Raw genomic sequence first — 21846 nt, 5'->3', positions numbered from 1 at the left:
TGGAACCACACTGATCCATCTCGAACTCAGAGGTGAAACGCTGTTACGGTGAAGATACTTTAGGGGTAGCCCTGCGGGAAAATAACTCGATGCCAAGATTAATATTCTAAGAAAAGAAACCATGCTCGATAAATGAACATGGTTTCTTTCTATTGGGGATGCGTATTGTTGTGCCTCAATTCACTCTCAGCAAACACATAGTTGAGTGTTTATTATACTAACTCACCTTACGCGAAAGCCTAGGATGGTTTTAGGGACTGCCACACAGTAAATGCTTGTTTAAGGGCATTAATGTACACCTCCGATTAAGCGCAAAATGATTTTGCTTAGATTGAAATTTCAGCATTTCCAACTTGATATATAGCAATCGTCAGAGAGGTTAAGACACAATTCTCCTCGTTGGCTGAGTATCAAATGTCAAAGCGATTTAGGGCAGGTCCAATCCTTAATTGGCATCGTCCACTTCTTCGAGATATTCCGCATCGCCGAATAGACTGATTTGAAAGCAGCCTCGTCAGAGGGGAAAATCTGTTGATTTTTAATCGCCTTGCGCAAACTGCTATTCATCGACTCAATCGTATTCGTGGTGTAAATCACTTACGGATCTCAGGGGGGAAGGCAAAGAAAGGATGATATGCTGCCAGTGATCTCGCCAAGATTTGCTGATGGACGGATAATGTTGTTCCTTCTATACTCGCTTGATAAACTTGGTAATTTATGGCGATGATGGAGTGGGCTTTACCCTTTCTATTTAGCTCGAACTCATATTAAATAAAGAAGGCAAGAAGCTTTAGCTTCTTGCCTTCTTTATTTAATTCAACGATCTTATGTCCTAGACTTCAACAATTTCAGCCATTGCATCAGGAATTGGAATCGTCATGCTAGCAGGTGGAGTATTCATCTGTTCGCGATACTTCGCAGCCATTTCTTCGGCACCCGCATAGACAATTTGAGGATCTTTCACCATATCACCAGGTTCAGCTTCAAGCTGCTTGGTCGATAGTGAGATTCTGCCGCGTTCGGCATCAAGATCGATAATCATGACCTTAACTTCATCATTCACATTAAACACGTTATGAGGTGTGTCAATGTGATCGTGAGAGATCTCAGAGATGTGAAGCAGACCGCTAACACCCCCGATATCAATGAATGCACCGTAAGGTTTGATGCCGCGTACAACCCCAATCACAACTTCTCCAACCTCAAGTTTGTTCATCTTACGCTCAACCAGAGCACGACGATGACTCAAGACAAGGCGGTTACGATCTTCATCCACCTCTAAGAATTTCAGAGGTAATTCCTCTCCGACCAATTCTTCTTTTGGTTTTCTCGTGCTGATGTGCGAACCGGGAATAAATCCGCGCAGGCCTTCAATTCTAACCAGTGCACCACCTCGGTTGGTCGCAAAAATCAAAGAGCGAACGGTAGCATCTTCTTGCTGAAGTTGACGGACGCGTTCCCAAGCCCGCATATATTCAATGCGACGAATCGACAGCGTGAGTTGACCCTCTTCATTTTCATCGGCAAGGATAAAAAATTCACGCGTGTCGTTATTTTGTAAAACCTCTTCTGGCTGGTCAACTCGGTTAATTGACATCTCCTGAATTGGGATGTAGGCTGCCGTCTTTGCCCCAATGTCTATCAAAGCGCCCCGTGGCTCGATACTAAATACAGTTCCCGCCACGATATCACCTGGATTAAAGTGATAATCGTATTTATCTAGTAGTGCCGCAAAATCTTCGTGTGTAAAGCCGACATTGGCATTGGTAGCAGTGGATGTAGCAGTTTTTGTCCGATTGACCATATTGACCATACTAATGTGTGTCCTAGTGTTTTTCTCCGTAGATTGGTTTTCCTCCTGGAAATGTAACAGCAGCAGCGAATTACTATTTCTTAAGCTCTAATCAGCATCTCAGCTTAAAGGCAATCACAGCAGGGCTCATATCTAACTTTATAAATCGAAAAATTTGAGTAGGCAAATCTTTCAGCATAGACATAAGCACTTAATTATATCTTACTTTTATGAGTTAGCTAGTCCTAAATCTAAATTTCTCGGCGATCGCGACCTTGACAAATCGAAACCTCAAGAGATTTGCTAAGCGATCGCGCATAATATTAGGACGTGAAATTGTTTTTGATTGGTATTGAATGCTCGAGCAGTTTATCGATTTTAGTCCGTCATCCCTTCGCCCTGAAGTGATCCCTATTATTGGGGTACTGATTTTACTAGAGGCAATTTTATCAGCCGATAATGCGATCGCACTTGCAGCAATTGTTCGCAGTCTCCCCGATCCTAGACAAGAGGCATGGGCTTTACGATATGGGCTGATTGGGGCATTTGTTTTTAGAATTGTGCTGATCTTAACTGCAACTTGGGTGATCAAGTATTGGCAATTTGAGCTAGCTGGGTCAGTCTATTTGCTATGGCTTTCAGGTAAATTTTTCCTAGCTAATGCCCAAGATCATGATGCTGAGCACCCTGTACGCATGGCGGATAAGATGTGGCAGGTAGTTTTGCTTGTGTCTCTGACGGACTTAGCCTTTTCGCTTGATAGCGTGACGGCAGCGGTGGCGGTAGCACAGGAAACTTGGTTGGTATTGCTGGGGGGCGTCGCAGGAATTATCGCTCTTCGCTTTTTGGCAGGACTGTTTATTAAATGGTTGGGTGAATTTGTCAACCTTGAGGCGGCAGGATACTTAATTGTGATGTTGGTCGGTATCAGATTGCTATTAAAGGTTGTTGCCGATAGCTATGTACCCCCTGAATGGCTAATGCTAACCTGTATCGCAGCCATATTTATCTGGGGCTTTTCTAAACGAACTCCCGAACTAGATTTGGATTCGGCGAATGTTAGCGATCCTAGTACGCTAGATCGCAAAGTTGAGTTATCGCTTAAAGAAGAAATAAAGGACAAGTAAATCATGCTGGAATATCCTAATGACCTAAAGTACACTGACTCCCATGAGTACATCCGTCTCAATGGAGATATTGCCACCATTGGGATAACTGCCTTTGCGATCGATCAGTTGGGCGATGTGGTATTTATCGATCTACCAGAAGTTGGTACAACTGTCAGTAAGGGAGAGCCCTTTGGCACGGTAGAGTCAGTCAAAGCAGTTGAAGATCTTTATGCTCCTATAAGCGGTGAAGTCCTTGAAGCAAATCTTGGATTGGTGGATGAACCCGAAAAAATTGCTGCCGATCCCTATGGGGATGCGTGGCTTTTAAAGGTAAAGATTGCAGATCCTGATGTCTTAAATGAGGCAATGTCTGCTGATGACTATCGCAGCAAAGTTGAAGGTCTGTAAAAGTTCAGCAAGAGAACTTGAGCAGTTGTAGGATTCGTTTCTCGCCATAGGATCTTGCCCGATCGCTTTACCTATAGCAGTTGGGTATACTAAAAAAAATACTAAATTTTCATGACTATGGCTGTTCTAACTGGGTCTCAATTGGGTAGAAAGGCACTACCGATGGTGTTGGTTTCGAGTTTATGCGCGATCGCGAGTTTCGGTTTGGTTCGTCCTAGCATGGCAGAGACCACACCCGCTCAGACAATTTCTGCTGAGAAAAAGGTCGAATGTTCGACCCTGAAAAAAGCCGTGCAAAGGTTGAACGCTCCGCTCTCAAAAAAAGACCTTACCCCTGCAGATACTGCTAAGGAATTGAAAGCGATCGCCAAGGGAATTCAAGATGTCAAACTCTCTGATTCCGACCTTAAAATGATTCAATCAGGCTTTGCCCAAGCGATTGTTGAGTTAGCAGAAACCGTTCTCAATCAAAACACCAATGACTTTCGCTCTGCAAAGTTGCAACCTGCCGTAGAGAAGTTTTTTAAAGACCTTTCACCTGTTGCTAAAAAAGCTGGAGAAGTCTGTCCTGGGGTTTAGTCCTTGATTTCGTAATGGTACGGATATACGCCACTGTATCTGGGGAGGTTCATCCGTATAATTGCTATGTTGTCTAAGACTTACGCAAACCTCTTTTGTCTCGCACATATCGAACCATAGGCATTAATCTCAAAGGTGTGGCAATGGGCGAAAACGATCGCTTACTGACTATCCTGACCCGAGAACATGGCCTAATTCGGGCTGTGGCGGCAGGGGCGCGCAAGCATCGCTCAAATATGACAGGGCGATCGGGCTTGTTTGTGGTCAACGACCTGTTAATTTCGCCAGGACGTAGCCTAGATCGGATTAAACACGCTGAGACACTGCAATCTTTTATCGGGTTAGGGCATAATCTCGCTAAGTTAACCGCTGCTCAGTATTTAGCCGAATTGGCCCTGATTCAGGCACTCTCTGCCCAACCCCAAGTGGAACTGTTTGAGCTACTCACAGAGCATCTCATGCGGCTGCAAAATTGTGACAATCAGAGGGTTCTAGCTTGTCTCGTTCATGGAATTTATCATCTGCTGGCGATCGCGGGTTTTGCCCCGCAAGTTCATGCCTGTTGTTTTACCCAAGAAGCTCTGATTCCTCAGACCGATCGTCCTAGATGGAAAGTGGGGTTTAGTTTTTCTGGGGGCGGCATTGTCAGTCTCTCAGGTAATTCTGAAGCTCAGGGCTTTTCGGCAAAACCCCAGCCCGTTAGACCTCAGCTTCCAGAAACGAATCTAACTGAAACCATAGTTGCTGAGCTTCAAACTACTGAATATCAGACAATCAATCGTATAAAATTTACTGACAGTTTCAGTGTGAAAATCGATCGCTATCTTAATGGTACCGAGTTAATCGCAATGCAATCCTTGGTTCAACCTGAGTTATCCCAAACTGTTTCAGATGCGCATTCTACAGCATGGCTTACGGTGGAAAGACTTCTGCGTGCCTATGCACAGTATCATTTTGATAAGCCCATTCAGTCCGCTGCTTTGATCGACAACTGCTTCAACCTATGACCCATCTGTTTGACCCTCCTGCCAGCACAAATATTCCAAATTTGCCGCAACAGCCAGAATTACCGCAGCCGCAGGAGCCGCAGCCTACTTCAGTTTTAAAAAATGCCAATTTTCTTTCACTCTGGAGCGGACAGATCTTTTCGCAAATTGCCGACAAGGTTTTTTTAGTTCTGATCATTGCGATTGTTTCTACACAGTTTCAAAATGAAGGCGAGACGATTAGCGGGTGGGTGTCATCGGTAATGGTTGCCTTTACAATCCCTGCAATTTTGTTTGGGTCGATCGCTGGGGTTTATGTCGATCGCTGGTCGAAAAAATGGGTACTGGTGACTTCAAACTTACTGCGCGGTGTGCTGGTGATGGTTACCCCCTTACTGCTATGGACGACGAAGGACTGGTCGCCTTTGTGGGGCTCGCCTGTAGGGTTTTGGGGCTTACTCTGCATCACCTTTCTTGTTTCTACGTTTACGCAGTTTTTTACTCCCGCAGAGCAGTCAGCGATTACTTTGGTGGTCGAGAAACCGAATTTACTCTCGGCGAACTCGATCTACACCACCACGATCATGGGGGCTTTGATCTTAGGGTTTGCGATCGGAGAGCCATTACTAGTGTTTGCCGATCGCTTGATCCATCAGATTGGCAAAGAAGTGGTGGTGGGGGGTAGCTATTTGATCGCGGGTCTAATTTTATTGCTGCTACGCACGGGTGAAACCCGCGAAAGTTTGCATAAAGAAGACTTTCATGTCTGGACAGATATTAAGGAAGGGTTGCAATATCTCAGCACTCAGCGATCGTCACTGGCGGCTTTGTTGCAATTGGTTTGTACGTTTTCGGTGACGGCGGCGATGACGGTGTTGGCGGTACGGTTGGCGGAGGTGATGCCCGAAATTAAATCGGAACAGTTTGGGTTTTTACTTGCCGATGCCAGTTTAGGTATGGCGGTTGGGGCAGGTTTTGTGGCAAAGTTTGGCGATCGCTTTAGTCGTCAAAAGCTTGCTTTAATTGGCTCGATTGGCATGGCAATTTTCTTGTCAGGTTTGGCAGTTTTTTGCGATCGCTTTTGGATTGGCTTGGGCATGATTGCGGGGACGGGGGTATTTGCGGGTTTATGCATGATCCCGATGCAGACCGTAATTCAAGAAGAAACGCCTGAGGAAAAACGGGGCATTGTGTTTGGTCTGCAAAATAATGCGATTAATATTGCGCTCAGCCTACCTCTGGCGGTGGCGGGAATCGCGGAGTCTTATTTTGGTTTGTCAAAGGTGATTTTTGCGCTCAGTGCGATCGCGCTGGTTACGGGTTTTGTAACTTGGTATATCTCTAGAAAAATTGTGCCAAGTTCAGAAGCTTAAGGTGAGCATTTCCCACTTAGTAAAAGTAGAAGTATTCTCTGAAGTGCCATGCAGGATAAGTTTTTCTTTGTCTTCTGGTGTCAAAAGTTGCTACTCCCTGCCCAACACCCCAGATCGTGAATAGAGCAGTCTTTAAAAGTGTGGGATTTGAAGTGGTTTCCTGAAGTGTTTCAATCGCTTTATTGGCAATGCTTTGTCTATCATATGAAGATTGTCGATCAACTGTAGAATTTCGGCTATCTCCCTACCAATATTTTGCGTAGTATTAGCTGTGCTGCCGTCTCCATTTTGGACTACTCCTACAGGCGCACTAAAGCTTTGGTTAATCTGAGGGGCTAAATATTCACTTTGTTTCTCTTGTGATGAGAATGTCATACCTTCACCTAGTATTTCGAGAGATTCTAGTTTGAGTGATTGCTCGAGAATAATATTTCTAACCCTATTCTCAATTTGTTCAATTGAAGCAACGTTGACACTACCATTAGCCTGACTATTTCACTCAAGAATAAAAGATGGTAAATCAACTCTTGATAATGAAGTCATATTACTTACATTCCTTCCAGCCTTCGATCGCTGCCATCAAATATATTAACAAGCGAATTGTCGATAAGCTCTTTAAATCCCTCGACTCCAGCGGACTTAAGAGCGCCAACCGTCCGCTCTTTTAACGATTTATTATTCTCAATCTGCTCAACTGCTTTAGTTACAACTACCATCCGATGAGGCGGCTTTTAAATTGGTCTATTAGGCGATGTGGAATATCTCCAAGAAGTGGACGATGCTGATTAAGGATTGGAAACCTGCCCTGAATCGCTTTGATATTTTATTTGGCGATCGCCTCCATATCTAGATTTCAGAGTTTACACAGTTTACTTGACACTCTCCAAAAACAACCCTTGGCAAACCCTCTTTAATAGTCTCGATCTCTTTTCCGATGACTTTATGTCAACAAGAGATCAACTTCCCTACAAAAGAGTTTAGTCGAGTTCCAGACCTTGCACTTGAGAACTGGGTGACATCAGACTAAATCTTGACTTTCTGAAACCTTTTCCAATCGCCTAAATTACCTTGCCGATCGCCACTTTGCCCAAACAGGGTGTGTTGTGAGATAGAGAAGCGATCGCGCTTGCCGTCACCGTCCAACTTTGATTGGGATCGAATAGGGTTTGCAGAGATAACTGGTCGGAATTTAAATTTAAACACCGAGCGGGTCGGGAACTCATGGCTTGCCAGAGTTCCAACCCAGTCAAAAGACCAGTCTCGACCAACTGCTGCCAGAGCATCGGGAGTGCTAGTTCTAAGCCGATCGCTCCCGCAGGTGCAACTTCAAAGGCTACGGTCTTTTCTTCGTAGGTATAGGGTGTATGATCGACTGCGATCGCATCGATTGCGCCAGACTTAACCCCAGCAATCAAGGCCCTGCGATCGGCTTCGTTGCCCAGCGCAGGAATTAAGCGTAAATTTGGATCGTAGGAATGCAGGTCTCGATCTTCCAACCAAAGATTGAGCCAAGGCACACTTGCGGTGACAGGAAGACCGTCAGCTTTGGCTTGAGCAATCAGTTCCACGCTGCGAGCTGAAGAGATTCGCATAAAGTGTGTCGGCGTATGGGTGAGACGAACTAATTCCAATAACGCCGCCAGTGCCGAAGTTTCTGCTATATCTGGAATTCCAGACAAACCATATTGCAACGACCACTTTCCTTCGCGCATGACACCACTGGCAACCAAACTGAGATCTTGTGGCATCAGCATCATCGGTTTGCCTAACGGCTTGATATATTCCATTGCCCGCCGCACCAGTGCTAAATTCGCCATCGGTTTGGCATCGGTGAAGCCCACCACAAATTCCGCTAATTCAGCCAAGTCAGCGATCTGTTTGCCTTCGCAGCCTTTGGTGATCGCACCCCAAGGCATAAAGGGCAGGTGCTTTTGACTGCGCCAAAATTCCAATGCCGCAATATCATCGATCGCAGGTTGCGTGTGGGGTAAAATGCCAACCTTAGCAAAGCCGCCACGACGAGCTGCCTCTGCCAAAGAAGCAAGGGTTTCGCGTTGCTCAAAACCTGGTTCGCCACTGGTGCTATAGAGATCGACTAGCCCAGTACCTAAAACTAAGCCCGTGAGATCGCTAATCTCAGTACCTTCAGGAATCTGTGCTTGACCCCCACCAACATGGAACTTGCCATCTGTGGCGAGTAGTACATCCGTTAGGTAATCGGTTTGAGCAACAGCATCAAGGATGCGAGTTTGTCTGAATAGGGTAGGGCATTGCATACCTGCTCTAAGCGCGAAATTCGGCGGTGATGGCATCTAAAATTGCCTGTGCGCCTTTACCCTTGAGTTGATGCGCCAATTCAATGCCGATCGCATCGGGTTGGGTAATATCGCCCGTGACATCGCCTTTAATGAGGGTTTGACCGTCAAGGCTAGCTACAATTCCCTTGAGCGTGAGGCGATCGCCATCAATGGTGGTGTTCACACCAATCGGAACTTGACAGCCACCTTCTAACTCGCGCAAAAAGGAGCGCTCGGCAAGGCATCTTTGCGTGGTGGGGTAGTGAATAATCGGGGCAAATAGTTCTAGTACTTCTGGATCGTCGGTGCGGCACTCAATCCCTAATGCGCCTTGACCGACCGCATGGAGCGAAATTTCGGGATCGATAATTTGGTGGACGCGATCGCCCATGCCCAAACGCTGTAGACCTGCTACAGCAAGAATAATGGCATCAAACTCGCCTGCATCTAGTTTTTGCAAACGGGTATTGAGGTTTCCGCGAATATCCTTAAATGTGAGGTGGGGATAGTAATGACGCAGTTGTGCCAAACGACGTAGGGATGATGTCCCCACCACCGTGCCTTCGGGCAGGGTATCTAATTGCTTATCTTTGTGCTTTTCGTGAACCACTAAGGCATCCGCAGGATCCTCGCGTTCTGTGACTGCTCCTAGCATCAAACCTTCAGGAAGATTGGTGGGTAAATCCTTTAAGCTATGCACGGCTAAGTCAACCTCACGTTCGATCATGGCTAGCTCTAGCTCTTTGGTAAATAAGCCCTTATCACCGATTTTGGCTAATGCCACATCGAGAATTTTGTCGCCTTGGGTACTCATGGTCTGTACCTCAAAGGTGCGATCGCTATGTGCTTTTTGCAACTCTGCCTGAACCCAGTAAGTTTGTACAAGTGCAAGTTGACTTTTACGAGAACCGATTTGGATTGTGCGAGTTGTGGTAGGCATAGGAAGGTTATGGAGTATGAGACTTTAAGATAGATATGAGATTTATATGGTTTGGCTTTTCAGTTTTCAATGAAAAAACGTTTTCGGGGTTTTAACGATCTGAGATTCAGAAACCCATCTAATATTCAAACAGTTTTCGACCCCTTATCTCAAAATCTTTACAAAAACTTGTTAAGAAACTTAACTATAGCTCTATAAGCCTTTGTTTCTGGGACGCACCTCAAAGGCTAAGCCAAACCTATAAAAAAGTCCCAACCCAAACCATGACAGCAGCGATTCCTTGCAGGATGCGTCCCGCCGCAAGGGTGACTTGCATAGAATTCCTAAGCAGGAAGCCAAAGCAGAGGCTTAGCTTATCGACAAGTCAAAATCAAAAGTCTTCTTCAATGACGATATTTCTCTTTTCAATTTTCTCTATAAAGATTTTAAGGCTGGGATTCTGTTTATACGAACTCAATAGAGTCTTTTGTTTGCAGTATTGGCTGGAAATATCCTGATAATAATCTGGATTTTTATTGTTAGGATCGATCGTAAAGCCCTCTTTCCTTTGAAGAGCTTGGTTTAATGTGGATAAACAGCTTTTGATTTTTGATTTTTTGTTATCGGCGTAATACAAGGGAAGAAGCCAGCACTCGGTGGAATGAACAGCGATCGCAAAGATGATTTTATCCTCGCACTGACCGTAAAAGTCCTCACCGATCGCACTTTTAAACTTTTCAATTACCTTCTCAATGAGCTGTTCGGGAGGAATTTCTCCATTTTCATCTTGGTGCGGAACGTCATAGTATTCATCAGAGACATCCGTATCGATGTGAACAATCACGTATTCGTTGAATTGAAATGATTCTCTGAAATTAGGCGATCGACAGTACTCAAAAACCTGACTCCAGCCACCAAAGGTACTAGATCTATTTGCATCCGTGGTATCTCTTAAGGGTTGCAGCCAGTTCACATCAATATCGCGAGACTCAAAATATCCAGCTAAAATATTCTCAATAATAATTTGGTCGGTGAGTCCTTCCGTAACTCCTGCGAAAGTGTTCTTCATAACTAAAAACCTTTAGGAAGTCCGCCGATATAGCCCCTCATAAATGCTTCGGACAATTTCACGGGTTGTTGTCCTTCCAATGGCTCAGGTTTGAGAATGCGTTTGGCTTTGGTATGTCCGTCTTTATTGCGATAAATCGCTAAAAGCCTTTGCTCGTCATTATCTAAATTTAAGCCGTCCAAAATGGCGGGATTGTGAGTAGTTAAGATAACTTGCTTATCATATTTTTTTGCAAGTTCGACTAACTCTTTAACTAATCGACTGCACAATTTAGGATTAAGGGAAGCATCAATATTATCAATCGCAAAAAACTTAGGTGTGTCACTGCTGACAAACAAAGCGAAGTAAAACATCAAAAACAAAAAGCCTTCGTTAGAACTCTTTTGATCGAAGTAAGGCAGGTTTTCATCTAAATACCTATCTTTAATTTGAATGCTTCTTTCTGAGTCAAAAGAACCTTGAGGTATTTCAAAATCTTGGAACCAATCTATCAGCTTAAGTTTTTCCTTGATCTCTCCAATTTTATCGGATTCTTTATCTAAACTTAAAACCTTGAGAAGTTTAAATAAGCCTTCTCCCTTAATTCCCAATGGTTGAATTTGTCCTTCTTTCTCAAAAACACGTAACGAAGAATTTTCAGGCGAATAGATTATAAAGTTTTTTAACCCAAAACTGCTTTGCTTAAACATAAAAGCTTCTTGTATATATTCTTGTATAATCGGCTGTATATGATTATTTACAGTTTCTATCGAAGCCTCTTTAATATAGCTAGAAATTTCATCCTCTTCAGCGTGTGGATTTTCTTCTTTGAATTCTCTTAGATTATGTGAGATATTATCTTGAATTTTATCTTGAATTTTATCTTGAATTTTATCAATGGCATCTTGAATAGATTTCGTCAATACAGGCAATAACTGTTCGCTTGTTAAGTTATTTTCTGCTTTCTCAAGCACATTTACTAATTCCTCATGTTTATTTATTTCAACAACTTTATTCCAATTAGAATAAGTTCCATTGTCGTGCTGTATAACACAATTAAATACAGTTTTATCAGTTCTCTTTAAACTAATTCTGATCTCCTTTTTAAGATTTTCTTCATCAAAAGCCGATCGCATAAATTCAGGTTCCGTAACTCTAATGCCCCTAGAAACCAAAAACTCGTTATCTAATTTGTTGTTAGCGGCGGCAGAGGCTAAGGCGATCGCTTCCAAAATATTACTTTTGCCACATCCATTCTCACCAATAAATACAGTTACCCTTCCCAAACCCAGCTTTAGTTTCTGGATTGATTTGTAGTTCTCAATTTGGACTTCAGTAATCATAATTTAGTGGCGTAAATGAATAGATCCCTGACTTTTTTGGCGATCGACAAAGTTAGTCTTTAACTGTAGATCGAAAGTCGGGGATCTCGACACCTATATTTTAAGTTTTCTTGCGCCTAACTAGCTCCAATCGCTATAGTTGTCCCTGTTGTTGCATGTAGCTCAATAGCCAACTCGCAGCAGTGGCACGACGGGTTTGTCTGGGACCAAATTCGCCAAGCTTGTACCCTTTAAAGCCTAGGTTCTCTTTTAAAAGCTGCTTATTCTCAGCGGGAATCGATCGCGTCAGTTGCACAGTAGGAGGACGATTTTCAATAAAATCGGGTGGTTCGGGATAATTCTCTTGCCAAGCCTGATCTACCAGACTGTTATCCCATTTTTGCTGAGTCTCATCGTAGCGATAGCCGAGGTAGTACCACAACAATCTATTCACACCAGCATCATCGATCTCTTCGTGAAGGATTGCCCAAATCGTATCTTTATTTAAAGCAGGGATATCTGACATAGGTTCTAGATTAAAAAACAAGGCGATTTCTGAAAATTAACACACCAAATCCTCGAGCACTTATAAAACGAGCTTTTGGAGTAAAACGAGCTTTTAGAGTATATGGGTTATCCATAGTAACTGATGATTCTTTTTGTCGATCGTCATTCCCAAAAATCCACATTCAAAATCGCATCGATATCTTGACTAAACTGCCATGCATCAGGAAATTGGACGGACTTATAACCTAGCTCCGCTCTAACAAGGCGTAAAGCATCCTTAAAAGCCTTTTGGAATAACTCTGGGCTATTCGCATAATTTTTAAGGCTTGGGGATTGTTCTAAGATCCCTTCAATCTCAATGCGAGTCCTGACAATTGTTGCTTGCCACCCAGCGTAATCATACTCGCTGTTGACATAGCACCGTTTTAGGATATGTTCGAGCAATGTAGTTAGTCTAGTCCTCAATTCACGTCTATCTCTCCCTGCCAAGCCCTCTAACTCCTCAATTAAATTGTCTATATCTAATCCTTCAAAGTCCCTAGCTTTTAGTCGCAAGACTGTTTCCTCAATCCACAAATTGAGATCGCTTTCATAACCAGTGACAGGTGGCGAAATTGATTGAGTCATTTGCTTTCAACTCCTTTTTCTTATACCAATTTCAAGTAAATTTGCAACAGATGTGGGTTTGAGATCTGCGCTTAGCTTAGGTTTTTTGGACATGGGATTACCCATATACTATCAAAATCTACGGTACAGCAGCCCCAATCTCAGGCATTTCCCTAGAGTCTAAAGTAATTTGGTTCGATCGCCTAGATTCATCTCACGGATCGATAAAGTTTTTACCTGTAGACAACCTCAAAAACTTCCAACGACTCGCTTTTTCCCTTGAGTTTTAAAGCGCCGATCCCACGACATTCCACTTTATCCTTTACAGCAGCATAAGTTTCTGCTCCGATCAAAATTTGATTAGGCTGAGCTTGACTTTCCAAACGTGCTGCCGTGTTGACCACATCCCCTAAAACAGTATAGTCCATGCGGCGATCGCTACCCAAACAGCCTGCAATGACTTCACCTGAGTTAATCCCAATCCCAATATGAATTGGCTCAATACCCTCAAGCTGATTGATTTCAGCAACTTTTTGCTGGATGGCAATTGCACATTGCACGGCTCGAAGTTCGCGATCGGTCTGCTCGATGGGAGCACCGAAAACAACCATGACGGAATCTCCAATAAACTTGTCAATCGTCCCTTCGTATTGAAACACCGTATCGATAATCTCTCGGAAATATCGATTGAGCATTTGAAAGATTTCTGATGGGGAACTTTGTTCCGAACGGGTAGTAAAACCTCGAAAATCGCAAAAGAAACAGGTGACATATCGTCTTTCGCCTTCAACGATCTGCTCAAAGTCTTGCTGAGACATGAGTCTTTCTACAAGCTGTTGGGTGACAAAACGACCAAACATCTCTTGAAATTGCTTGGCACGAAGGCTTTCTTGCTCCCAAAAGTGTTGCGTTCGCAATAGTGGATTTTGTAAAACTTCGCGTTGGTAGGTTTGGATACCTACCCGTCCATTTTTAACTAAATCTTTTGAACCATCTTTCATCGTAAAATGTTTGTCAGCAGGGAGATAACTTAGAATATTGCGATCCAAATAATCTGCTAATCGTGGTCGCACCTCATTGTCAATCAGCAATACATCAAAAGATGCACAACGTCCGTAACGCCAACTTCCTCCCGTTCCTCGATTCTCACAGATCGGACAGCCAACCTCTCGCCATAGTTCTCTGGTTTTATGACTTTCTGGATAAACCAGCCTTGTCTCTTCTAAACTCGCTGGTACTAATTGACCGCAATCACCACATAAGCGAGGCAGCAGCATTTGTGAAACCACACCCGAAACATTCTCTAACATGTCTCGGCTAGTTAATCCCCAACCTCGTAGGTTATAGAGCACATCTATTCCAACAAAAGGGGTATCGATACAGGTAAAAACCCAATGCCCAGCTTTTGCCGCTATTAGTGCGGCTTCATCATTATTACCGTTGAGCAAATCGATGACAATAGCCATAGAAGGATTGGCGATCGCTTGATGCGTGACATCTAGCCATGCCTGTTCGGATGCCTCTACGCAATGCGTCACCCAACTTTGAGGCAAAGAAAAATGCAGTAAATCGAACAGATCCCGATCCTCGGTGAACACTGTAATCGGAAACCCTTGTTGCCAAGCATGATAGGCAATCATAAATAAAGTTGTTGTTTTGCCCGTACCAGCCTGTCCCGTGACTGGGAATAAACCTGGTTTCCCTTCTAAGATTTTTTGGACTAATTGTCGGGCTTCTACTGGCGAAATGTATGGATCGATCTTAAATTCGTCAAGGCTAGGCTTTTCGGTCATTGGGTGATACTCCTCTGTAAAGGAAAAATTAAGTGATGCAAAAACATCTAACACTAATCAATCTTCCCTACATCCATTGCGTTAATCGTTGATTTATAACACAACCGTATAATGACTTGCCGCACAACCATCGTGTGATTTCTGCCGAGATCTGCATTGCTTCGGATAAAATATCAACTACCCCCGATCGCTTGTCCCGCCAACCATGAAGTCGTCCAAGCGCTTTGAAAGTTAAACCCACCCGTCACCCCATCAATGTCAAGGACTTCGCCAGCAAAATATAAACCGGGGCAAAGGCGACTTTCCATCGTTTTGAAGTCCACTTCCTTGAGGTTCACCCCGCCACAGGTGACAAATTCTTCTTTGAAAACGCCTTTACCTGCGATCGTATAGGTACTTGCCGTGAGGGCGATCGCCAACCGCTCGATTGACTTATTGGGAAGTTCCGACCAGCGTTTTTCTAATTCGATCTCAGTACGGGCTAACAAATACTGCCAGAGGCGACGGGGTAAAGCAAAAGGGCAGTGACTGCCCAGCGATCGCTTGGGAAATTCTTGTTTCGCGTCTAATAGCGTTTGTCGCACCAGATCGGAATGGAATTGTGGTAGCCAATTTACGCGCAAGTTAGTTTGATAGCCGCATTCATGCAGCGTTCTTGCTGCCCAAGCTGAGAGTTTCAGTACCGCAGGCCCACTCAAACCCCAATGGGTGACGAGCAATGCGCCTGTTTGCTCTAATTGATTTTTCGCTTTCTTTCCAGCTTTTGATTCCGTATCTTTAGAAACTAGTTGTAATTTTGCGGATTCCACGCTTACCCCAGCCAGTTCCTGTAGCTGCGGATCGTTGATGTTAAACGTGAATAGCGAAGGTACAGGAGGCTCAATCGTATGTCCTAGAGCCCGAGCAATTTGATGTCCATTGGGGTTGCTACCCGTTGCTAGTAGGATGCGATCGCATTCAATTTGCCTACCCGATTTGAGAATGACTTCAAACTGCTGCTTTCCTTCTTCGGTTAAGAACGAATTGACCTCCATTACAGGCTTCCCGATATCGAGAATCACCCCTGCTTTTTTAGCCGACCAAGTCAGACATTCCACAATCGTGCTGGAGTCATCGGTAATCGGAAACATGCGCCCATCTGCTTCGGTTTTTAATTCCACACCTTGAGCGGCGAACCACGCCACGAGATCGCGGGGTTGAAAGCGGTTAAACGCACCGAGCAGGGCTTTCCCACCTCTGGGATAGTTTTGAATTAAGGTGGCAGGCTCAAAGCAAGCATGGGTAACATTACACCGACCACCACCTGAAATACGCACTTTCGCAAGGGGCTGGTGAGCTGCTTCTAAAAGGGTGACTTGGATCGGAGAAAAACTTTGCTTGGCAGCACTAGCCGCCTGAATTGCTCCAAAGAATCCCGCTGCACCCCCACCAATGACGACAACATGAAGCGATTGCACGATTTAATTCTCTGCCTCTACGATCTGCATCAGTTACCTGTGCTATTGGTTTGTTTAGCTTGGCAAGATGTGAAAATTTCTAGGACTTCATTGGGCAATTTCTTGGTTTCTCTCACCTCTGCATCAACCTTTTTAAAATTGTCAAAGGTATAGGTTTCTTGCAATTTGTCTAGGGAGCAACTACAAAAGCTCTTGTCATTTGTAATCTGACATCCCTTCATAAATGTATTGACCACTTCATTTGGATAGGGATTTTTGGTTTTCTGTTCGGCGCTTTTGACTGCCTGAGTTGGTAGGAATAAGAGCAAACCTGTGGCGATGGAGAGTGCAAGCGATCGCTTACTCTTTTTATACTTACTCTTTTTATACATAGATCGAATAGGTTGGATTGACATAATTACTAACGCGAACACCTAGTGTTTTTATAATAGTCGCAATCCGTCTAAAGACTGAGTGAATCTCTAAAAGTTCCTCGTTCGATCTGCGATTAATTCGCGACCGCAGAGCTTTTATATGGCAGGAGGGGCGATCGCCAGACCCACCTCAAGCTTTCAAGTCGTAGCGTGGCTGTCTGAAGAGCAACGAATTGCACAAGCATTTGTTGTAAGCTAACATAATTCTTGAAAAATACTCAAGAGGTACAACATGGCAGGCATTCGAGAAGTAGAAGGGAATCCTGGTGATACATGGGATGACATGAGTTGGATAGACATGAGCGAAGCAGAGCAAGAACTCTGGGGTATACTTGGCTGGGATGAGGACAGTTGGGAGGAAGAGACCGATCCTCCTGAATCTGACGATCTATACTGGGAAGATCTAAGTTCTTCTCAGCGTTCTGCTGCCACAAAACTTGGATATACAGAGGATTTTTGGGACGAAGAAGAATAACTAATCTTGCTTGTGAGGAGGGTGAAGCGATCGCTTTATCCTCCTCAAGCACCTAAGCCGACTATTCCTCAGTGACTGCCTTACCTCCCCCCCAACATAAATACCCCAAAACCCATGGCTGAACTAATTGGTCGCGTCTTTGCCACAGAAAGTAGCCCAAATACTCCCGACACCTTCAATTTTTGGACGGAGCTAAACTCACCCGTGGGCATTGGCACGATTGTGAAAATTACCGTAGCCCAGCCACCCAAACGCAACTTTGGTAAAGCCACCGCCACAAAATGGGATATCTATGGCATTGTGGTCGAAGCCCATGGCTACACAGATTTGGTTTCCGCCTTGTATGACTATATCGGCGCCGATCGCAGTGCCGAGTTAGCCGATATTGCCCCCACCCAACGCCCAGAAATTCGCGCCTTTAAAGCTGCCGTCTTGCGCATGGAACCTGAGGAGCCTTTGCAACCCGTTCCGATTGGGCCCGTGTATTTGGCTGACGATGATGCCGTGCTGATGTCCCTACGCATGGATGAGTATGTCGGCAAAGGTCGCGGCATTCCAGTCGGTGTCTATGTTAAGGGTGGTATGAATTCGCCCGTATATCTCGATGCCGATTTCCTCTTAGGCCCCGAAGCCGCCCATTTGAATATCACGGGGGTATCGGGATTGGCAACCAAAACTTCCCTTGTGGAATTCCTGCTCAAAAGCATCTTCGCGCACTATTGCCCCGATAACCCCGATCGTGGCGTAGCAGCAGTATTTTTTAATGTTAAGGGACCCGATTTGCTCTATCTCGATCTGCCCCCTGCGGAGGGCGGACAGCTTACAGAGGAGGAATTAGATGTCTATGAAAAACTGGAAATTCCTGCAACGCCCTTTGATGACGTGCATTACTATGCTCCCTTTAAGCCCGATGGTTATAATCTGAATACGCTGCGAACACATCCCGCCCTACTCCATAACGTCTCGCCACTCCAGTGGGGCTTAACCGAGATTTTTGAATATACAGAGGTTTTGTTAAATCGCGATGATGTCGATGCCAAAGCCGATGCCGTTCTCTCTTTGATCGAAGAGAAAGTGATTCGCAACCCCGACATGAACTATACCCTAGGCGTAAAGGTGTCAAACTTCCAAAAGCTGGAAGAGTGGTTTAGTCGCGTGATTGAGGAGATGGAAAGCGAAAATAAAAAAGAATGGCACAGCCATCACATTGCCACGATCTATAAGGTACGCAACCGTCTGATGAATATCACCAATCGCTGTAAAGGCTTGGTTGGCAATGGCGATATTGTCAACGATCTGCCTTGGGGTGATTTTCGCAAGAGTAATATTTATGTAGTGGATGTGGCGAATTTAGAGCCAACTGCCCAAGATCTCGTCTTCACGCGCATTGTCAGCAAGATTCGCGAATCGCTCGAACAGAACAGTCTGGGTGTGGAACGGGTAATTATTTTTGTGGATGAATTGAATAAATATGCTGCCTCGGATGGTAGCGACACCTATTTAAAGCGAACTCTCTTGGATATTTCAGAACGCGGTCGCTATTTGGGTGAAGTTCTATTTTCCGCCCAACAGTTCCGATCGCAAGTCCACAAACGTATCGTCGGTAACTGCGGTACGGGGCTTTACGGACGCATGGATATGGACGAACTCGCTACCCCCGGCTATAGCACGCTCTCCTCTGCAGTGAAAACCAAACTTGCCACGCTACCCAAAGGAGAACTGATGGTACGCCACCCTCACTTTACGCAGCCCGTATTTCTCAAGTTCCCGCGCCCACCCGTAATGCGCGGACAGGACGGACGCAATATCTATCAACCCGTCCCCGATATGCCGTTTGAGGAAGCCATGGTCTATCGCTTGCGTCGCATCGATTCGCGTTTATCCCCTGCAAAGATTAAAGATGCGATCGCGGGTCTCGACAAGGAGGTCGTACTCTCTCAAGTGAATCGCATCGAACAACAAAAGCCCAGCGATATTCTCGGCTTTTTGAAAACGGGTTTGCAGAATGTGCCTACGCGCAAGAACGGTCATAAACCCTTAAAAGTTGCCCCTGTCTATCAGCCCGACGACGATCCCTATGGGGATTAGTTTGGACAGACGCGATCGCAAATTCAAGAGAAATTGGTATGGATCTGAGATGGACATGCGATCGCTGACAAAGATATGTGCGATCGCGATCGCTAAACAAACCAAATTTTGGCGAAATAATAGCTTTAATCAGTAGAGGCAGAGCATCATGGAAAGCGATCGGACCCAAACTAAAGAGACAGTGGAGTCAACTCTTCCCAAACAAAAGGGCTGGAGCATCTGGCTTAAATTGCTAATTACTACGCCTATTGTTGGGACGGTTGCTGCGTTCTTTGCTCTACCTGCACTTTTCAATAGTACCAGTTGTGCTTGTGGAAAAGAAGCTTCTACCTACGTTGGTTCAATCAATAAGGGGCAACAAGCCTACTTTATAGAAAACAACAAATTTGGTTCTAGTGTTGATGTCCTAGGAATTGGGGTTAAAACGGATTTACCAAACTACATTTACTCTACTCGCGTAGCTACGCCAAAATCAGCCTTTAATTACGGTATTTCTAAAAGAGCAGACCGACATAGCTATGTTGGTGGAGTTTTTGTTGTGCCCGTTCCAAAAACAACAGATGTAACAACTTTAGCGATTCTCTGTGAGGCAAATGCCCCAGGAATGATTACTCCTTCCGATCCATTTATGAAAGATGGTAAACCTACTTGTGCGCCCGATACGCAGCTTATAGGACAGTGATTAATTTGTGAAGTATGTGCGACGCGATCGCACTGAAAACCAAATTCTGGCGGAATAATCGTTTTATCAGTTGAGGCATATCATTATGAAAAGCGATATAAAAAGCGATCGGAAAGAAACTAAAGATCTAGATCGATCGCCTCTCCCTAAAAAGAATGGATGGAGCCTCTGGATCAAATTGGTGTTTTTTACATCTTTGACTGGAATCCTTGCTGCAATAATTTTGCCATCTTTTAGATGCCAAGCAGTCAAGTCTAAGCAATCTGAGGCGCGAACATATGTAGGTTCATTAAATAGGGGACAACAAGCCTACTTTACAGAAAATAGCAAGTATGGCTCTAGTATTGATGTGCTAGGAGTTGGGATTAAAACAGATACAGAAAATTTCATTTACACCACGCGTGTAACCACGGGAAAATCATTCAAAGAACAATCAGTCTTTAATTACGGTATTTCTAAAAGCGCTGAGCGGCGTAGCTATGTCGGTGGAATTTTTCTCTCGGAGGTAGCAGCATCAAGTGATGTCACAAGTTTAGCAATTCTCTGTGAGGCAAATGCTCCTGGAGATACAAAGCCACCCGACCCAATTGTGAAAAATGGAATTCCTACTTGTGGAGCCAACACCCAGCCCGTAGGACAGTAAACGATGATACCCGATGTACTGAAAGGTTTTATCGTTCTCGTATTTGTCTTCATTCCCTTAGAGAGAATGTTTGCGCTGCACGGGCAGAAAATCTTTCGGGTGGGTTGGCAGACCGATCTAACCTACTACTTTACGGGTTACTTTATTGGCAAAGGCATCGTTCAGGTTCTCTTGGTTTTCTCGGTACTGAACTTGCAGACAGTACCCGTTCTATCTAGTCTCGTGGCTTCGCAACCTGTATGGTTGCAATTTCTCGAAGCTGCGGCGATCGCTGACTTTTGCTATTACTTTGCCCACAAGCTTCTCCATACTGTCCCTTGGCTGTGGAAATTTCATGCCGTACACCATAGCACAACACACCTAGACTGGCTTGCCACTGTGCGCGTGCATCCCTTCGATCAGGTGTTTACCAAAACCTGTCAGATCGTTCCACTCTATTGCCTCGGCTTTTCCAGTGAAACCCTCGCAGCATACGCCTTGTTTTGCAGTGGAATTGCTTTCCTAATCCATTCCAACATGCGTATCCAGTTTGGATTCCTTAAGTGGTTAATAGCAACGCCCCAATTCCATCACTGGCATCATGACGATTCTCCCAAGCTCTACAACAAAAACTTTGCTGCCCAATTTCCTTTTATAGACTTGCTATTCGGCACGCTCTATATGCCCAAAGATAGAATGCCAGATCGTTATGGTTTAAAGATTCCCGTTCCAACTAACTACTTCAAACAGTTAGTCTTTCCATTTAAAATCCGCAGACGTTTTTCGTTCTTTAACAAATCATGACGATGAAACTCAATCTTACTCTTATCGCCGCTATACTACTTGGTGTTACGGTTGTCGGCACGGCTGGATTTGTCAGCATTGGTGCAATTACCCACAGAATGGATATTCCCACGTTTATTGCTAGTTGGAATACACCCCAGATCTTAGTCAGCAACTTGGCACAGGGAAAACTGAAGCCCGTTCTACTGATTGACGTGCGATCGCCTGAAGAATTTGCCTTAGATCGCATCGGTCGCAGCCAACTGGTTCCTCTCACAGAAATTGAGTCAGGTTCGGGGATAAGCCAAGTCCAGAAAATCGCTCAGCAATACGAAAAGAAACATCAAACCCAACCCACAATTGTTCTCTATTGCACGTCGGGAATGCGATCGACAAAAGCTTACAAACAACTGGCAGGAACGGGTTTAAAATTAGTCGTGCTAACAGGCGGGATCGAAGCATGGCGGCGCGATATCCCAGCCGTAAAGGATGCGGGGATTTTTGCAAAAGTAGAATAGCTGTATTAGCCATTCGTTATTAACCACTGGCTTCGACTCCGCTCAGCCAACGGCAATCGAGGTTCCAGA

General features: G+C 44.6%; 22 protein-coding genes, 1 rRNA gene and 3 pseudogenes. 14 read left to right on the top strand and 12 right to left on the bottom strand.

Annotation, left to right across the window (positions count from 1 at the left end; translation table 11 throughout):
• Window positions 1–98: ribosomal RNA gene (rrf, locus tag ACP2WE_RS21140) — 5S ribosomal RNA — on the top strand; the annotation flags it as partial.
• A gap of 312 nt (window positions 99–410) precedes the next feature.
• Here rrf and ACP2WE_RS21135 read toward each other — a convergent pair.
• A pseudogene (locus ACP2WE_RS21135) lies at window positions 411–667 on the bottom strand (transposase); the annotation flags it as partial.
• A gap of 165 nt (window positions 668–832) precedes the next feature.
• Window positions 833–1804 (bottom strand): 30S ribosomal protein S1, encoded by a 972-nt coding sequence (locus ACP2WE_RS21130; protein ID WP_425217510.1) that lies wholly within the window; start codon window positions 1802–1804, stop codon window positions 833–835.
• Window positions 1805–2148: 344 nt separating this feature from the next.
• Between ACP2WE_RS21130 and ACP2WE_RS21125 the strand changes: the two genes are divergently transcribed.
• The 5 genes from ACP2WE_RS21125 (at window position 2149) to ACP2WE_RS21105 (ending at window position 6247) form a co-directional block, all read left to right on the top strand.
• Window positions 2149–2919, top strand: a complete 771-nt coding sequence (locus ACP2WE_RS21125) for a TerC family protein (RefSeq protein WP_425217509.1) — start codon at window positions 2149–2151, stop codon at window positions 2917–2919.
• Window positions 2920–3309 (top strand): glycine cleavage system protein GcvH, encoded by a 390-nt coding sequence (gcvH, locus tag ACP2WE_RS21120; protein ID WP_425217512.1) that lies wholly within the window; start codon window positions 2920–2922, stop codon window positions 3307–3309. It abuts the gene before it with no gap.
• A gap of 111 nt (window positions 3310–3420) precedes the next feature.
• Entirely contained in the window at window positions 3421–3888 is a 468-nt protein-coding gene (locus ACP2WE_RS21115; protein WP_425217508.1) for a hypothetical protein, read from the top strand.
• Window positions 3889–3983: 95 nt separating this feature from the next.
• Window positions 3984–4895, top strand: coding sequence for a DNA repair protein RecO (recO, locus tag ACP2WE_RS21110; protein WP_425217507.1), 912 nt, complete (start codon window positions 3984–3986; stop codon window positions 4893–4895).
• A complete protein-coding gene (locus tag ACP2WE_RS21105; RefSeq protein ID WP_425217506.1) occupies window positions 4892–6247 on the top strand; it encodes an MFS transporter in 1356 nt (451 codons plus the stop codon). The genes recO and ACP2WE_RS21105 overlap by 4 nt, the downstream gene beginning before the upstream one ends.
• 132 nt (window positions 6248–6379) lie before the next feature.
• On the opposite strand, the pseudogene ACP2WE_RS21100 reads toward ACP2WE_RS21105, so the two are convergent.
• Window positions 6380–6724 (bottom strand): annotated as a pseudogene (locus ACP2WE_RS21100) (AbiTii domain-containing protein); the annotation flags it as partial.
• A gap of 235 nt (window positions 6725–6959) precedes the next feature.
• On the opposite strand from ACP2WE_RS21100, the pseudogene ACP2WE_RS21095 reads away from it, so the two are divergent.
• Window positions 6960–7097: pseudogene (locus ACP2WE_RS21095) on the top strand (IS256 family transposase); the annotation flags it as partial.
• Window positions 7098–7305: 208 nt separating this feature from the next.
• Here the strand turns inward: ACP2WE_RS21095 and ACP2WE_RS21090 are convergent.
• The 9 genes from ACP2WE_RS21090 to ACP2WE_RS21050 form a co-directional block, all read right to left on the bottom strand.
• Window positions 7306–8559, bottom strand: coding sequence for a dihydroorotase (locus ACP2WE_RS21090; RefSeq protein WP_425217505.1), 1254 nt, complete (start codon window positions 8557–8559; stop codon window positions 7306–7308).
• Window positions 8531–9484, bottom strand: a complete 954-nt coding sequence (gene hemC, locus ACP2WE_RS21085) for a hydroxymethylbilane synthase (protein WP_330483350.1) — start codon at window positions 9482–9484, stop codon at window positions 8531–8533. The genes ACP2WE_RS21090 and hemC overlap by 29 nt, the downstream gene beginning before the upstream one ends.
• A 370-nt stretch (window positions 9485–9854) precedes the next feature.
• Window positions 9855–10532 carry a phage tail protein gene (locus ACP2WE_RS21080; protein WP_425217504.1) on the bottom strand — a complete coding sequence of 226 codons (678 nt, stop codon included), beginning with the start codon at window positions 10530–10532 and terminating at the stop codon, window positions 9855–9857.
• 2 nt (window positions 10533–10534) lie between these two features.
• Window positions 10535–11854 (bottom strand): AAA family ATPase, encoded by a 1320-nt coding sequence (locus tag ACP2WE_RS21075; RefSeq protein ID WP_425217503.1) that lies wholly within the window; start codon window positions 11852–11854, stop codon window positions 10535–10537.
• A 133-nt stretch (window positions 11855–11987) separates the two neighbouring features.
• Entirely contained in the window at window positions 11988–12359 is a 372-nt protein-coding gene (locus tag ACP2WE_RS21070; RefSeq protein WP_425217502.1) for a DUF1823 family protein, read from the bottom strand.
• Between the two features lie 143 nt (window positions 12360–12502).
• On the bottom strand, window positions 12503–12967 hold the full coding sequence (locus ACP2WE_RS21065) for a DUF29 domain-containing protein (protein ID WP_425217501.1): 465 nt from the start codon (window positions 12965–12967) through the stop codon (window positions 12503–12505).
• 212 nt (window positions 12968–13179) lie between these two features.
• Window positions 13180–14739 (bottom strand): adenylate/guanylate cyclase domain-containing protein, encoded by a 1560-nt coding sequence (locus tag ACP2WE_RS21060; RefSeq protein WP_425217500.1) that lies wholly within the window; start codon window positions 14737–14739, stop codon window positions 13180–13182.
• Window positions 14740–14912: 173 nt separating this feature from the next.
• Window positions 14913–16196, bottom strand: a complete 1284-nt coding sequence (locus ACP2WE_RS21055; RefSeq protein ID WP_425217499.1) for a BaiN/RdsA family NAD(P)/FAD-dependent oxidoreductase — start codon at window positions 16194–16196, stop codon at window positions 14913–14915.
• A 29-nt stretch (window positions 16197–16225) separates the two neighbouring features.
• Entirely contained in the window at window positions 16226–16567 is a 342-nt protein-coding gene (locus ACP2WE_RS21050; protein WP_425217498.1) for a hypothetical protein, read from the bottom strand.
• A 274-nt stretch (window positions 16568–16841) separates the two neighbouring features.
• On the opposite strand from ACP2WE_RS21050, the gene ACP2WE_RS21045 reads away from it, so the two are divergent.
• The 7 genes from ACP2WE_RS21045 (at window position 16842) to ACP2WE_RS21015 (ending at window position 21777) form a co-directional block, all read left to right on the top strand.
• Window positions 16842–17084, top strand: coding sequence for a hypothetical protein (locus tag ACP2WE_RS21045; protein ID WP_425217497.1), 243 nt, complete (start codon window positions 16842–16844; stop codon window positions 17082–17084).
• Window positions 17085–17198: 114 nt separating this feature from the next.
• Window positions 17199–19172, top strand: coding sequence for an ATP-binding protein (locus ACP2WE_RS21040; protein ID WP_425217496.1), 1974 nt, complete (start codon window positions 17199–17201; stop codon window positions 19170–19172).
• A complete protein-coding gene (locus ACP2WE_RS21035) occupies window positions 19162–19308 on the top strand; it encodes a hypothetical protein (RefSeq protein ID WP_425217495.1) in 147 nt (48 codons plus the stop codon). The genes ACP2WE_RS21040 and ACP2WE_RS21035 overlap by 11 nt, the downstream gene beginning before the upstream one ends.
• Window positions 19309–19320: 12 nt before the next feature.
• Window positions 19321–19854, top strand: a complete 534-nt coding sequence (locus ACP2WE_RS21030; RefSeq protein WP_425217494.1) for a type IV pilin-like G/H family protein — start codon at window positions 19321–19323, stop codon at window positions 19852–19854.
• 85 nt (window positions 19855–19939) lie between these two features.
• Window positions 19940–20497: a type IV pilin-like G/H family protein gene (locus tag ACP2WE_RS21025; RefSeq protein ID WP_425217493.1), complete on the top strand. Its 558-nt coding sequence runs from the start codon at window positions 19940–19942 to the stop codon at window positions 20495–20497.
• Window positions 20498–20500: 3 nt separating this feature from the next.
• Window positions 20501–21280, top strand: coding sequence for a sterol desaturase family protein (locus ACP2WE_RS21020; RefSeq protein WP_425217492.1), 780 nt, complete (start codon window positions 20501–20503; stop codon window positions 21278–21280).
• 2 nt (window positions 21281–21282) lie between these two features.
• Window positions 21283–21777 (top strand): rhodanese-like domain-containing protein, encoded by a 495-nt coding sequence (locus ACP2WE_RS21015; protein ID WP_425217491.1) that lies wholly within the window; start codon window positions 21283–21285, stop codon window positions 21775–21777.
• Window positions 21778–21846: the final 69 nt, after the last annotated feature.

Origin of the sequence: Tumidithrix helvetica PCC 7403 (genome assembly GCF_965232925.1) — a bacterium.
Lineage (GTDB): Bacteria > Cyanobacteriota > Cyanobacteriia > Pseudanabaenales > Pseudanabaenaceae > Tumidithrix > Tumidithrix helvetica.
Note: the sequence above shows the minus strand (reverse complement) of the source record. Positions and strands in the feature narration are given on the sequence as shown.

Coding starts and splice junctions, on each gene's coding strand:
- ACP2WE_RS21130 (WP_425217510.1), bottom strand. CDS start 1,804: ATGGTCAATCGGACAAAAACTGCTACATCCACTGCTACCAATGCCAAT.
- ACP2WE_RS21125 (WP_425217509.1), top strand. CDS start 2,149: ATGCTCGAGCAGTTTATCGATTTTAGTCCGTCATCCCTTCGCCCTGAA.
- ACP2WE_RS21115 (WP_425217508.1), top strand. CDS start 3,421: ATGACTATGGCTGTTCTAACTGGGTCTCAATTGGGTAGAAAGGCACTA.
- ACP2WE_RS21105 (WP_425217506.1), top strand. CDS start 4,892: ATGACCCATCTGTTTGACCCTCCTGCCAGCACAAATATTCCAAATTTG.
- ACP2WE_RS21090 (WP_425217505.1), bottom strand. CDS start 8,559: ATGCCATCACCGCCGAATTTCGCGCTTAGAGCAGGTATGCAATGCCCT.
- hemC (WP_330483350.1), bottom strand. CDS start 9,484: ATGCCTACCACAACTCGCACAATCCAAATCGGTTCTCGTAAAAGTCAA.
- ACP2WE_RS21080 (WP_425217504.1), bottom strand. CDS start 10,532: ATGAAGAACACTTTCGCAGGAGTTACGGAAGGACTCACCGACCAAATT.
- ACP2WE_RS21075 (WP_425217503.1), bottom strand. CDS start 11,854: ATGATTACTGAAGTCCAAATTGAGAACTACAAATCAATCCAGAAACTA.
- ACP2WE_RS21070 (WP_425217502.1), bottom strand. CDS start 12,359: ATGTCAGATATCCCTGCTTTAAATAAAGATACGATTTGGGCAATCCTT.
- ACP2WE_RS21065 (WP_425217501.1), bottom strand. CDS start 12,967: ATGACTCAATCAATTTCGCCACCTGTCACTGGTTATGAAAGCGATCTC.
- ACP2WE_RS21060 (WP_425217500.1), bottom strand. CDS start 14,739: ATGACCGAAAAGCCTAGCCTTGACGAATTTAAGATCGATCCATACATT.
- ACP2WE_RS21050 (WP_425217498.1), bottom strand. CDS start 16,567: ATGTATAAAAAGAGTAAGTATAAAAAGAGTAAGCGATCGCTTGCACTC.
- ACP2WE_RS21045 (WP_425217497.1), top strand. CDS start 16,842: ATGGCAGGCATTCGAGAAGTAGAAGGGAATCCTGGTGATACATGGGAT.
- ACP2WE_RS21040 (WP_425217496.1), top strand. CDS start 17,199: ATGGCTGAACTAATTGGTCGCGTCTTTGCCACAGAAAGTAGCCCAAAT.
- ACP2WE_RS21035 (WP_425217495.1), top strand. CDS start 19,162: ATGGGGATTAGTTTGGACAGACGCGATCGCAAATTCAAGAGAAATTGG.
- ACP2WE_RS21030 (WP_425217494.1), top strand. CDS start 19,321: ATGGAAAGCGATCGGACCCAAACTAAAGAGACAGTGGAGTCAACTCTT.
- ACP2WE_RS21025 (WP_425217493.1), top strand. CDS start 19,940: ATGAAAAGCGATATAAAAAGCGATCGGAAAGAAACTAAAGATCTAGAT.
- ACP2WE_RS21020 (WP_425217492.1), top strand. CDS start 20,501: ATGATACCCGATGTACTGAAAGGTTTTATCGTTCTCGTATTTGTCTTC.
- ACP2WE_RS21015 (WP_425217491.1), top strand. CDS start 21,283: ATGAAACTCAATCTTACTCTTATCGCCGCTATACTACTTGGTGTTACG.